The sequence below is a fragment of the Janibacter zhaoxuefangae genome, assembly GCF_050271985.1.
Classification (GTDB): domain Bacteria; phylum Actinomycetota; class Actinomycetes; order Actinomycetales; family Dermatophilaceae.
The window spans coordinates 1435527-1447963 of the sequence record NZ_CP189849.1 but is presented as its reverse complement, the minus strand read 5'-3'; the positions used below and the strand labels follow the sequence as shown (position 1 = coordinate 1447963).

Sequence of the window (12437 nt, the reverse complement as noted above, 5' to 3'; positions counted from 1 at the left end):
CCCGGCGATCAGGCCTTCGTCCGCTTGGACCAGTCGATGGCCGGCACCTCGACGAATCGGTAGGACACGGCACCGAGCGCCGTCGAGATGACACCCAGGATCGCGATCCAACTCACGAAACCCATGGGTCCGGGGTGGATCGTCAGGTGATTCGCGGCGATGACCGTCACCGGCAGGTGCCAGAGGTAGATGCCGTAGGACCATCGACCGACGGCGACCATGGGCCGCGTCGAGAGAGCCTGCGCCAGCGGGTTCTTCCCTCGACCCATGAGCAGGGCCACGAGCAGGAAGGCGGCGAGGGCGAGGTCGGCGACGGTCCGGATTCCCCGCTCCTGCGGGGTCAGCGGCGTCCATCCGGGCGCTCCGACGACGGGGCTCAGCAACACCACGAATGCCACCAGGGCCCCCGCGGCAGGCAGCCACCAGCGGGACGCCAACGCGGCCAGGCGGGGGGAGCGTCCGGCGCTCGCCACGATCTGGACGTGGCGCACGGTCGCGCCGACGACGAAGCTGGCGAGGTGGGCGGGGAGCCACATGGGGTAGGTCAACTTCTCGCTGAGGCTGTGGTCGCCCGTGGCGAGCCAGACGTCCCACGCGATCGTCGTCAGCGTGGCACCGAGCAGTACCGCGATGATGGGCCGCAGGGGCCGGCCGGGCCACACCCGACGTCCGAGGAGCCCGAGCAGGGCGCCGATCGCCGGCAGCGCCACGTACCAGCTGAACTCCGTGCCCATGCTCCAGAGATGCTGCATGGCGGGCCGGAGACCATCGCTGCGCAGCCAGTTGGTCAGGGTCAGCGCCCTGACCCAACTCCACAGACCCTGGGGCTGGGACGCGGGATAGATGATCGCCACGACGGCCAGGAGCACGAGGTAGGGGGGAAAGATCCGGGCCAGCCGGCGGCGGGCAAAGGTCCGAAGATCGGGCTGTCGCCCTTGTCCCAGCGACCACTTGGACCATGGGGCAATGAGGAGATAACCCGAGAGGACGAAGAGCGCGATGGGGCCATAGCCCTGGATGCCGACCGACGGATAGGCGGTGTACCCGGCACCGTGCACGAGGACGACCAGGAGGCAGGCGACACCGCGATAGCCCGTGAGGGCGTCCATGTGCTGGGTCGCGCCGCTCTGCCCGCGCACGGACTGGTCGGCGAGAATCTCGGGGCTGCTGGCGGACACGTTGGCATTAGAGCACGACCCCTCGGCGGTCGCGGGACTTAGGCTCCTGTGTCATGACACGCACGCCGCCCCGGGGGCACGCCGCCCGGGCGGTCGTTCCGCTGCTCGTGGCGGTCGTCCAGGCGGTGGTCGTGCTCGGTCCGGCCCTCGGCCGTGGAGTGGCCATCACGCACGACATGCCGTGGTCCCCGGACCCTCGGTGGACCGCCTTCGTCCTGGGCATCGACACCCCCGCTCCGCGCGCCGTCCCGAGCGACGCTGTCGCCGTCCTGCTCGGGACGGTCCTCGGCGCCTCGCTGGCACAGCACCTCGTGTTGTTGGGACTGTTGATCGGGTTGGGGCTCGGCGCGTCGGCGTTGGTGGTCGAGGTGCTGCCCCGCGCCGGCACGGCTGCTCGCTGTGCGGCCGTGGTCGCGGCCGTGTGGAACCCCTTCGTCTCCGAGCGACTGCTCGTCGGCCAGTGGGTCGTCATCCTCGGACTCGCCGTGCTCCCGTGGACCCTCCGGGCCGCCCTGCGGTGCGTGCGGGGCGAGCGAGCCGGGCACGAGGTCCTCACCACCCTCGTCCTCGGGGGCCTCGGTGGCGCGAACTCGCTGGTCCTGGTCGGGGGAGCGGCCGTCATGGTGCTCGCGGTCGGCGCGCTCTCGGAGCGATCGTGGGGGTTGGCCCGGGTCGCCGCGCTCGCCGCACTGGTCACCGCGGGCGTCGGCGCGGCATGGATCCTCCCGTCGCTCGCGTCGTCGCCGACGAGTGACGTCGCAGGCGTGCACGCGTTCGGGCCCGTCGCGGACTCTCCCGTGGGCGTCATCGGGTCGTTGCTCGGTGGCGGGGGATTCTGGAACGTCGCCACCCACCCCGAGCCCCGAGACCAGCTCCTCATCGGGGTCGCATCGGCGGCCGTGTGCGCTGTGGCCGTTCTGGCGCTGATGTCGTCGACCAGGGGTGCGGCGCGTCGGTGCCTGGCGGGGGTGATTCTGGTCTTCGGGGCGATCGTCCTCTGGAGCGCGATTCCCGCGGCGTCGACGAGCTGGGCGGCCCTCGTGGCCGGGCTCCCCGGCGGCGGGCTGTTGCGTGACAGTCACAAGTTCGTCGGGCCATGGGTCATCTGCGCAGCGACCGGGCTCGGAGTGCTCGTGCAGCAGTGCCTGCGTCGCATCCCGACAGGTCTCACCGGGCCGGTGGTCGGCCTCCTCATCGGCCTGCCGATCGTCCTGTCGCCACAACTCGTGTGGGGCATCGGTGGCAGGCTCGACGCCACCGTGGTCCCCGCGAGTTATCGCACGGACATCCGGGCCGTCAACGAACTGCCCGCCGGCGACGTGGGTCTCCTCCCGTGGAGCCAGTACCGACGCTATGACTGGAACGACAGCCGGGTCTCGCTGACCCTGGCGCCGCGGATGATCGACGAGGTCGTCCTCTACGACGACTCGCTGCCGCTGCGCTCGGGGAGGATCGGCGGCGAGAGCGTTCGCGCCGCGGGGGTGTCGGTGGCCATCGAGTCCGGCACCGCTCCGGCCGAGGCGCTCAAGGACGCCGGGGTGCGCTACGTGGCGGCGGAGCTCGGCACGACCCAGGACGTCGACGTCCCCGCCCTGCGAGCCATGGGCCCGGCGGTCGTGGACAGCCCGCAGTGGCTCGTCGTCGAGGTCGCCACACCGGCCGCGAGCGGATCAACCACCGGGGCGGTGATCGTGACCGGGTGGGTCGTGACGCTCCTCACCGCGATGGCGGTGGGTGTCGGCACCGCAATCGCCGCGCGCCGACGCCGTGCTCTGCTAGCCTCTGTTCCATGACTAGTGCTCTCGCCGCTGTCGGCGCCGTCGTGACCGGCGCCATCCTTGCCCTGTTCACCATCGTCGGTGGCGTGTCGGCCGTGACGCCCGCGGCGAACGGCCCGGAGAAGTCGGAGACGGTCGTCGTCTACGACGCCCCCTGAGTTTCGCCCGGACTCGATCCGCGCGCGCAAGGCCCTGCAACGTTCGACGTTGCAGGGCCTTGCTGTGCCCGCGGGGCAGCGCGCCCGACGGTCGCCGGGCGCGGGGATCATCGGGTCAGCGACCCGGCCCCGGCGTGGACGCCACGCGCTCGAGGAGCCGCTCCCACCGATCGACCGTCTCGTCCCAGTGGAAACGGCGCACCCACACGCTGACCTCGTCGCTCATCCGCTGACGGACGTCGTCGTCCTCGATGAGCGTGCGCAGAGCGGCGGTGTACTCGCCCTGTCCACCGTCGACGAGGAGTCCCGTGACGTTGTGCACGATCGAGTCCTGCGGTCCGCCCGCCTCGGTGAAGGCGACCGTGGGCGTGCCGTGCACGCCGGCCTCGACGACGACGAGTCCCCACCCTTCCTTGAGACTCGGCAACGCGTGCACCCACGCCCTGGCCAGCAGTTCGTGCTTCTCGTCCTCCGAGACGTGGCCGTGGAACGTCACGTGCTGCGAGATGCCCAACTCCCGGGCGACGTCCTCCAGATGCGGGCGTGACCAGCCGGAGCCGACGACGTCCAGGGTGATGTCGGGGTGATCGGCCCGGAGGTCGGCGATGGCGCGCAGGGCGACCTCGACCCGCTTCTGCGGGACGAGCCGGCCGAGGACCATCACCGAGGGGTGGAGCGAGCGCCGACCCTCGCCGAGAGGGGCGGCGTCCGTGCCGTTGTGGATCACCTCGATGCGTTCCGCATCGATCCCCAGACCGATCAGCTCCCGACGGGTCGAATCACTGACGGCGACATAGGGGGTGCGCCGATAGACCACGGGCGCGAGCCGTGACTCGAGCAGCCAGCCCACGTGGCTCAGACGCGGCCCGAAGAGGACCGGCCACTGTTCCTTGTGGACGTGGTGAACGAGGTTGACGACGGGCTTGCGCCGGGTCAGTGGACTCAGGTACGGGACGCCGTTCTGCACATCGACGACCACGTCGACGTCGTACCGGCGGATCAGGTGAGCGACGATCGAGCGGGCGTAGATGTCGAAGCGTCCACCCTTGCGGATGTACCGGACGCCGTCGACGACCTCGTCCGCCAGCCCGCCAGGATACGCCGCGGTGCGGAAGGTGACCTCGTGTCCTCGGGCCGCGAGTCCATGCGCGACGGTGACGAGGTACTTCTCGGCGCCACCCGCCTCGGGATGCTGCATGTCCCGCCAGTTGAGCATGAGAATGCGCAGGCCCACGATCCACCTCGTTCTGATTCCGACGTCGTCGTCGCGCTCAGGCAACCCGCCCGCGAGGATGGTTAGATGCCCCCATGCGAACCGTGCCGAGCGAGAGATACCGAACAGTAGCAAGGTCCGCCCGCCTCTTCCGATCGTTCCTCGTCGAGCAGACCGACCCCGAGCGGTTCTACACGGACGTCGCCGATGACACGATCACGCTCATCACTCGCCACGAGGCGCTCGACGGTCGCACGGTTCTCGACGTCGGTGCCGGGCAGGAGCAGTTCGGCCGGCGATTCGTCGACCGGGGTGCCCGGTACGTCGCTGTCGACCTCGAGCGCGAGTCGCTCGATCCGGGGCCGGGCCACGGCGCGGTCGTCGGTCGGGGCGAGCACCTGCCCTTCCCGGACGCCTCGTTCGACATCGTCATGTCGAACAACGTGATGGAACACGTCACCCAGCCCGGAGTCCTCGGTGCGGAGATGCTGCGTGTCGTCAAGCCCGGGGGACTCGTCTTCATCTCGTACACGGTCTGGGCCTCACCCTGGGGTGGACACGAGACCTCCCCGTGGCACCTCCTCGGTGGGCACCGCGCGCGCCGCCGCTACGAGCGAGTCCACGGTCACCCCCCGAAGAACCGCTTCGGCGAGACGATGCACGCCGCGACAGCCGCTGGTGGTCTGCGGTGGGCGCGCAGGCAGGAGGGCGCGGTCCTGGTGGAGGCAGCGCCGCGCTACCACCCCGACTGGGCCGACCCGCTGCTGAAGGTGCCGGGCCTACGTGAGGTCCTGAGCTGGAACCTCATGCTGGTGCTCCGCCGCACGTGAGGAACCGAGCGCTGCCCGATGGGGCCACGCTCGCCGCACTCATCACCGTGTGGGCGGTGGCGTGGTCCGTGACTCCGGGCCGGATCGCCGAGGACACCAAGAACGACCTCTACGTCAATGCGTGGGGATTCCTGGCCCGGTCCCTCCACCTGTGGGACTCCCAGGTCAGCTGGGGCGGGCTGTCGAACCAGGGCTACGGCTACCTCTTCCCCATGGGTCCCTTCTTCGCCCTCGGCAGTGAGGTGGCGCCGGTCTGGGTGGTGCAACGACTGTGGTGGGCGCTCCTGCTCTCCGCCGGCCTGATCGGCATGATCGGACTCCTGCGCGCCCTGGGTGCCGGGCCCCGGCACGTGCCCGTCATCGGCGGCCTCGCCTACGTCCTCGCGCCTCGGGCCGTGTCCTCGATCGGCGGGCTGAGCGCGGAGATCCAGCCCCAGTTGTTGGCACCGCTGGTCCTGTGGCCGCTCGTCCTTGCCACGTCTGGGCGGATGTCCACCGGGCGCGCCGCCACCCTGAGCGGTGTGGCTGTGCTCTTCTTCGGCGGCGTCAATGCCACTGCGGCCGTGTGTGCGCTGGTGCCGGCCGGGCTCTGGCTCGTCACCCGTCCCCGGTGGTGGGCTCAGCCGATCACGTGGGCCTGGCCGTCGGCCGTGCTGGCGGCCACGGCCTGGTGGCTGGGACCGCTGCTGCTCATGGGCCGCTACTCGCCGCCCTTCCTCGACTGGATCGAGACGGCACGCGCCGTCATGTTGCCCGTGGGGATGCTCGACGTCGTGCGGGGGACGACGCACTGGCTGGGACACGTCGCCACGCCCGGAGGGCCATGGTGGCCGGCCGGTTTCGAGATCGCGACGTCCCCGTGGCTCATCGTGCTCACAACGGCGGTGTCGGCGATCGGCCTGGGCGGACTTGCCACCCGTGACGTGCCGGAGCGTCGGTGGTTGTGGGCCTGTCTGATTCTGGGTGGGGTGACCCTGTCGCTCTCCCATGCCGGCGCATTGGCTTCCCCTCTCGTCGACGAGGCGCAGGCGGCGCTCGACGGGCCGCTGGCCCCCCTTCGCAACATCCACAAGGTGGACCTCCTCGTCCGGTTGCCCCTGGCCGTCGGCCTCACGCATCTCGTCGGCAAGGCCCTCCGCTGGAGGCCCGCCGTCGCCTGGCTGCCCACCGGGGCCGTTGTCGGGGTGAGCCTCATGGTCATCGCCGCAGCGGCACCCGCCTTCTCCGGGGCCATCGCCGTCCGAGGAACCTTTGAGGACATGCCGCAGCACTGGCGCGACGCCGGGCGCTGGCTGGATGCCCACGAGGCCGAGGGGCAGGCGCTCGTCGTGCCGGCAGCGAACTTCGGTGAGTACTCGTGGGGGCGGACCATCGACGAGCCCCTGCGGCCCCTCACCGATGCGTCCTACGCCGTGCGCGACGCCGTGCCCCTGGCTCCCGCCGGCACGATCCGGCTGCTCGACGAGATCGAGAGACGGTTGCAGACGGGACGTTCGCTCGACGGAGGGGCCGAGGTGCTGAGTGCCGCAGGCACCCACTTCGTCATCGTCCGGAACGATCTGTCGCCGACCGAGTCCGGCCAGCCGCCCGTGGCGCTGGCCCGTTCCTCGGTGCGCGCGACGGCGGGTGTGTCCCTGGTGAAGGCCTTCGGTACACCGTTCATCGACGCCTCGGGAGCCCGTGTTCGACCCGTGGAGATCTACGAACTCCCCGGCCGTACGGCCTCCCCGGTGGAGGTGTGGCGGGCCGCCGACGTCACCGCGGCCTCAGGCGCCAGCGAGGACCTCGCGGCGCTGGCCGAGTCCGGTCTCGCCACCGGTCCCGTGCTCTTCGACGGCGACCGGAACGACTTGCTCGACCCGACCCGACGCGTGGAGACGGATGGCAACCGGGCGAGAATCCGCTGGTTCGGGGCGCCCCGCGGGCAGGACGGGACGAGCACCCTGACGTCGGACGCAGCGAAGGGGGCCCCCGACTATCACGTCTGGAGCGACGGATCCCTGCGCACGACGACGACCTACACCGGCATCGAGGACGTCCGCGCGTCGTCGTCCATGGCCGACGACCTCGGGTTCGGCGGCCTTCGACCGGCCCGTCGTCCCTTCGCCGCACTCGACGGCGACACGACGACGGCCTGGCTGGCCATGTGGGACGAGCGCCCGAGGTTGACCGTGCGGCTCGACGGGTCGACGGCGATCGACGAGGTCGTCGTGGCCGGGGCGGACGGCGTCAGCGCCGACGGCATCAACCCTGCGGCACCCACGCGGGTGGCGGTTCGCGCCGATGACGTCGTCGTGACGGCGAGCCTGACCGGTCGTTCGACCCGTGTCGGGCTCCCTCGGGGCCGGTACTCGTCGGTGTCGGTGGAGATCCTCTCGACGGAGTCCGGCACGCCGGCCGAGGGCATCACGGGCCTGTCGGAGGTCACGATCCCGGGAGTGGCGCCGCGCGAGCTCCTGCAGCTCCCCGCAGCGAAGACCGACGCCCCGGTCGAGGGCATCCTCCTCGGCCAGGGGCTCCGCGGTCGGGACGGATGCGCGACGGACGCGGGCGAGTTCGTCTGCCTGGGGACGGCCGCTGCGCAGCCCGAGCAGTCGGGGGACATGGGGCGGTCGTTGACGGGGTCGTTCGCGGGCTCCTGGACGCTGCGCGGGACGCTCACACGCGACTCGACCAGCGCTCCCACGGCGCTGACGCGGGGGAAGGGCGTCTCCGTGGAGGCCAGCAGCGCACGTAGTGAGTCCGTCATGGCGCAGCCGGCGGCGATGCTCGACGGTGACGCCCGTACGGCCTGGAGCCCGGCCTTCGGTGACGACTCTCCCGAGCTGGAGATCGGACTGGGACGCGAGACGTCCATCACGACCTTGCGCTTCCGGGCGCGCGACGGCTGGGTCCGTCGGGCGGCACCAGCCGTGGTCATCGACGTCGGCGGCCGCGAGTACACGCGACGACTGCAGGCGGACGGGACGGTCGAGATTCCGCCGACGACCGGAAGGGTCCTACGGCTGACATTCGTTCGCGTCCCGGGGACCGATGCGGCCCCGGCGCCCCTGGCGGCCCTCGAGCTCGAGGAGTTGGACATCGAGGGCGTCGAGCCTGATGCTCCGGACGAGACGATCTCCGCAGCGTGCGGGGAGGGACCTCGCGTCGTCGTCGATGGGCGCACGGCGCGCACCCGAGCCACGATGAGCCGGGATGCCGTCCTCGGCCTCGGGACCGGGACCTGGGAGGCCTGTGGCGACGTCACGTTCGGCGACGGTCTCACCCACACGGTGACGGTCGATCGGTGGCAGGGGCTGACGATCGCGTCGGCCGCACTACGTCCCTCGGAGCGTGCATCCCGGGACGTCGCGATCCCACTGGGTCGCGATGCGACGCTGTCCGACGAGACACCGTGGGAGGGCACGATCGCCGCGTCGGGCGAGGACCGCGTGCTGGTCATGGACCAGAACGCCAACGCCGGCTGGGAGGCTCGACTGGGGGAGACGCCGCTCGAGCCGGTGGTCATCGACGGCCGGCGGCAGGCCTTCGTCCTGCCCGCGGGTGGCGCCGGGGACATCGTCATCGAGTTCGGACCAGACCGGACCTATCGCGTCGTCCTGGCGATCGGCGCGGTGGCGGCGCTCGGCCTCCTCGGGTGCGCCATCGTCGTCGGGCGAGGGGCACGGTCGCGATCACGTGCTCCACAACACGCGTTGAGGGCCCCCGAGACGGCGCGCGCACCGGCCCGATGGGCAGCCGGTGGGTGGGTCGTCGTCGGGGTGGCGGGAGTCCTGGGGGCGGTGGTCGCCGGGGTCCCCGGCCTCGTCGCGGCCCTGTTGGCGGGCGTGGCCAGCCGTCTTCTCGGCCGCACCGCGCCGACGTGGAGCGCGCCCGCCATCGTCGTCGGCACACTGACCCTGTGCGGGCTCCTTCAGGCAGTCGTCAGCCCGGGGTCACTCGGCCCGGCCTGGCTGGAGGGCGGCATCCGGTTGGCGATCATCGCCGTGGTGACGATGGCCGCCCTGGCGGCGCCGGGCAAGCAGGCGCGCGACGCCACGTGAGGCCGGCAGTTCGACGAGGTGCAGACTGAGGAAGCCCAGGAACAGGGTGATGGGAACGCCGATCGCCAGGAGCGGGGACAGTCCACCCCGGAAGTAGGCAACACCGCTGAGCGCGAAGAGCGCGGTGAAGACCGGTAGGTGCCAGAGGAAGACGCCGTAACTGATGCTGCCCAGCCAGCGAGCCACCGGATGGGCCAGTGGGTGGGTAGGGCTCGAAGGGGGAGCCAGCACCACGGGGACGAGCAGGGCGCCGGCCATCACCGTGGCGCAGAGGACCCTCATCAGGAGGGTGAACCCGTAGGCGGGCTGGAGGTCGAGCGGACCCGCCAGCGGGGTCGTCGCCGCGAGGTAGCTCGCGGCCGCCACGGCGGTGCAACCGACCCGGTCGCGGGCGCGTCGAGCGAGCGCCGCAGCGAGGGGGTGATGGGGCACGGCGAGGGCCTCGGCACACACCATGCCGATGAGGAAGTGGGGCGCGCGCCACGGCAACCAGCGCTCGAGGAGCAGGTCCTCGCCGTAGCTCGCCGGGCCCGTGAGGAGAGGAATGAGGGACATCACGACGAGGGCTGTGGCGAGGACGGCCATGGGACCGTTGGGCCTGCGGCGACGGAGCCACCCGAGGAGCATGACGACGAAGGGGAGCGCCGCATAGAAGCTCAGTTCGGTCGCGATGCTCCAGGCCTGCCCGAAGGCCGGGATGGCCCCGTCCGGGACATAGATCTGGATCCCCAGCGCGTTGAGGACCGAGGACCGGGGCTCGGGGTCGACGATCAGCACGACGACCGCGAGCGTGAGCCAGTAGGCCGGCAGCACGCGCGCGGCACGCCGGGCGGCGTAACCGCGGAGGTCAAGGCGGCCCGTCCGGGCCGCGGTGACGGTGAGCCCCCGATAGAGCAGGAACCCGGAGAGTGCGAAGAACAGGGACACCCCGTAGTCGCCACGGGCGAAGAGCCGACCGACAAGGCCGCCGGACGCGCCGAAACCGGTCATGAAGGCACCGTGAGTGAGCACGACTCCGGCGACGGCCAGGCCGCGCAGACCGTCGAGCGCGGGCACCGTGGACAGCGCTGGTGAGTGCGTCGTCTCCGGTCCGGTCAAGGTCATGAAGGCTGAGGATAGAGGAGGCGTTCGACACGCCATGACATCCGAGCGGGCGGGGCGTACTCACTGGTACTGTTCAGCAATTCCGCCCCATGAGACAAAGGTGTCCAGCAGATGCGCAGAATCGTCGGCCTAGTTTTGATGGGCCTCGCAGGCTTCCTCGTGATGACTGCCCTCCTGGCCCTCGTGTATGTCCCGGGGGCGCTGAAGAAGACCCCCCTGGATGTCGACAGCACGACTCGTCTCGCGGGTAACGCGTCCGTCCTGCCCACGGGGGAGGCGAGCCCGATCAAGGCCCTGAGCCGCACCGTCAGCAACGGCGAGAAGTCCGATGGCGACGTCGTCGTCTTCGACACCTTCACGTGCCTCATCGCCGACCCCGAGGGTGACGCACCGGACTGCGTCGACGAGTCGGACCCCGACAAGCGACTCGTGTCGGCGACCCAGGAGACCTTCGCGACGAACCGGAAGTCGGCGGTCGCGGTCAACGACGAGAAGTACATCGGCGACGGTGTCGCACACGACGGTCTCGTCAACAAGTTCCCCTTCGACGTCGAGCAGAAGACCTACCCGTTCTGGGACGGCGTTCTGGCGCACACGGTCGATGCCACCTTCGACGGTGTCGAGAAGATCGACGGTCTCGAGACGTACCGCTTCGTGACCGATGTCGCCAACGAGTCCGCTGAGATCTCCAGCGGAGTCAAGGGCACCTACTCCTCGCTCAAGACGATGTTCATCGACCCGGTCACCGGCTCGATCATCAAGCAGAGCGAGAAGCAGTCCCGCTCGCTCGAGGACGGCACCAAGGTCCTCGACATGGACCTCACCTTCACCGACGAGACCGTCGCGGCCAACGTCAAGGCGGCCAAGGACAGCGGCTCCCAGCTCGGGCTGCTCGGGAAGCTCCCGCTCATCACCGGGCTCCTGGGGCTCCTGTCGGGTCTGGCCGGCTTCTTCCTCTGGCGCGGCGCCCGTCGTCAGGACGAGGTCGACACCTACGACTACGACCGCGGCTACGCCGACACGACCACCGATCGCGTGTCGGACGTGCGGAACGACGCGGACGACACCTCGCTCGATGTCTTCAACGAGCGTGCCGACGGTGACGGCACCGTGCGGCGTTCGGACCTGCACCGACACTGACGCTCACCACGCGACGAGGCCCGCCACCCCTTCACAGGGTTGGCGGGCCTCGTCGTTGTCCAGACCTGACGCGTTGAGGGGTCCTTCGGTCACGGCTTGGTGGCGACATAGATCGCCGTCCCCGGCATGAGCTCACCGCGAAGCGGCGACCAGCCACCCCAGGCCTCGGTGTTCCGTTCCGGCCACTCCGGCTCGATGACGTCGACGAGCCGGAGCCCCGCAGCGGTGATCTCACGCACGCGATCGCCGAGCGTCCGGTGGTGCTCGACATAGGACACTCGCCCCGCCTCGTCGACCTCGACGTAGGGGGTCCGGTCGAAATAGCTCATCGTCACGGTCAGGCCCTCGGCGTCAGGCACGTCCGGTAGCGCCCACCGGAAGGGGTGCGTCGTGGAGAAGGCCAGACGGCCGCCCGGCCTGAGGACTCGGGCCGCCTCGCGCAGCAGGCCGGCCGAGTCGGCGACGAAGGGGAGCGCGCCATAGGCCGTGAAGACGATGTCGACGCACTCGTCGGCGAAGGGGAGTGCGACGGCATCGCACTGGGCGAGGGGGACGGCGTCCTCGGGACGGCGTGCGTTGATCTCGGCACCGGTGGCGAGCATGCGGCCCGACAGGTCGGTCGCCACGGCGTGCGCCCCACGCGACCGGACCCAGCGGGAGCACTGCCCGGCGCCGCCCCCGATCTCGAGGACCACCTTCCCGCGCAGGTCGCCGAGCACGCGGAGCTCCTCTTCGGTCCACCCCTCGGGGCCCCACACGAAGTCGCCGTCCCCGAGGAAGGACCCGTGTTCCTCGTAGTAGTCCTCCGCCTCCGCATCCCACCATGCGCGGTTCGCGGCGGCGGTGAGGGCGTGGTCGACGGGTGCTCGTCCATGACTCGACTGGGGGATGTCCACGCGGACATCGTGCCGTCAGACCCTCGGATCGGGCGAATGCCACCGGCGGGGGAGCGGCGAGGCGCATGCTGACAGAAGCGTCCGTCGGGGGCGGCGG

9 protein-coding genes are annotated in these 12437 nt (G+C 70.8%); 5 read left to right on the top strand and 4 right to left on the bottom strand.

Annotated features, from left to right (window positions below; all coding sequences use genetic code 11):
- Positions 1 to 8: 8 nt before the first annotated feature.
- Complete coding sequence (locus tag ACQBAS_RS06820) at positions 9 to 1178, bottom strand: acyltransferase family protein (RefSeq protein ID WP_427383064.1); 1170 nt, start codon at positions 1176 to 1178, stop codon at positions 9 to 11.
- Positions 1179 to 1231: 53 nt separating this feature from the next.
- Here ACQBAS_RS06820 and ACQBAS_RS06815 point away from each other — a divergent pair, with 53 nt between their 5' ends.
- Together ACQBAS_RS06815 and ACQBAS_RS06810 are read left to right on the top strand one after the other, a co-directional pair.
- Positions 1232 to 2971: a hypothetical protein gene (locus tag ACQBAS_RS06815; RefSeq protein ID WP_427383063.1), complete on the top strand. Its 1740-nt coding sequence runs from the start codon at positions 1232 to 1234 to the stop codon at positions 2969 to 2971.
- On the top strand, positions 2968 to 3114 hold the full coding sequence (locus tag ACQBAS_RS06810; RefSeq protein WP_427383062.1) for a hypothetical protein: 147 nt from the start codon (positions 2968 to 2970) through the stop codon (positions 3112 to 3114). Before ACQBAS_RS06815 ends, ACQBAS_RS06810 begins: the two co-directional genes overlap by 4 nt.
- 115 nt (positions 3115 to 3229) lie before the next feature.
- Here ACQBAS_RS06810 and ACQBAS_RS06805 read toward each other — a convergent pair whose 3' ends face one another.
- Positions 3230 to 4348 (bottom strand): glycosyltransferase family 4 protein, encoded by a 1119-nt coding sequence (locus ACQBAS_RS06805; protein WP_427383061.1) that lies wholly within the window; start codon positions 4346 to 4348, stop codon positions 3230 to 3232.
- 74 nt (positions 4349 to 4422) lie between these two features.
- Between ACQBAS_RS06805 and ACQBAS_RS06800 the strand changes: the two genes are divergently transcribed.
- Together ACQBAS_RS06800 and ACQBAS_RS06795 are read left to right on the top strand one after the other, a co-directional pair.
- Positions 4423 to 5157 carry a class I SAM-dependent methyltransferase gene (locus tag ACQBAS_RS06800; RefSeq protein ID WP_427383060.1) on the top strand — a complete coding sequence of 245 codons (735 nt, stop codon included), beginning with the start codon at positions 4423 to 4425 and terminating at the stop codon, positions 5155 to 5157.
- Positions 5154 to 9200, top strand: a complete 4047-nt coding sequence (locus ACQBAS_RS06795; protein WP_427383059.1) for an alpha-(1->3)-arabinofuranosyltransferase domain-containing protein — start codon at positions 5154 to 5156, stop codon at positions 9198 to 9200. Before ACQBAS_RS06800 ends, ACQBAS_RS06795 begins: the two co-directional genes overlap by 4 nt.
- Here ACQBAS_RS06795 and ACQBAS_RS06790 read toward each other — a convergent pair.
- Positions 9093 to 10304 (bottom strand): acyltransferase family protein, encoded by a 1212-nt coding sequence (locus ACQBAS_RS06790; protein ID WP_427383058.1) that lies wholly within the window; start codon positions 10302 to 10304, stop codon positions 9093 to 9095. The genes ACQBAS_RS06795 and ACQBAS_RS06790 overlap by 108 nt on opposite strands.
- 162 nt (positions 10305 to 10466) lie before the next feature.
- Between ACQBAS_RS06790 and ACQBAS_RS06785 the strand changes: the two genes are divergently transcribed.
- Positions 10467 to 11444: a DUF3068 domain-containing protein gene (locus ACQBAS_RS06785; protein WP_427383057.1), complete on the top strand. Its 978-nt coding sequence runs from the start codon at positions 10467 to 10469 to the stop codon at positions 11442 to 11444.
- Positions 11445 to 11533: 89 nt separating this feature from the next.
- On the opposite strand, the gene ACQBAS_RS06780 is transcribed toward ACQBAS_RS06785, so the two are convergent.
- Positions 11534 to 12334, bottom strand: a complete 801-nt coding sequence (locus ACQBAS_RS06780; RefSeq protein WP_427385593.1) for a class I SAM-dependent methyltransferase — start codon at positions 12332 to 12334, stop codon at positions 11534 to 11536.
- Positions 12335 to 12437: the final 103 nt, after the last annotated feature.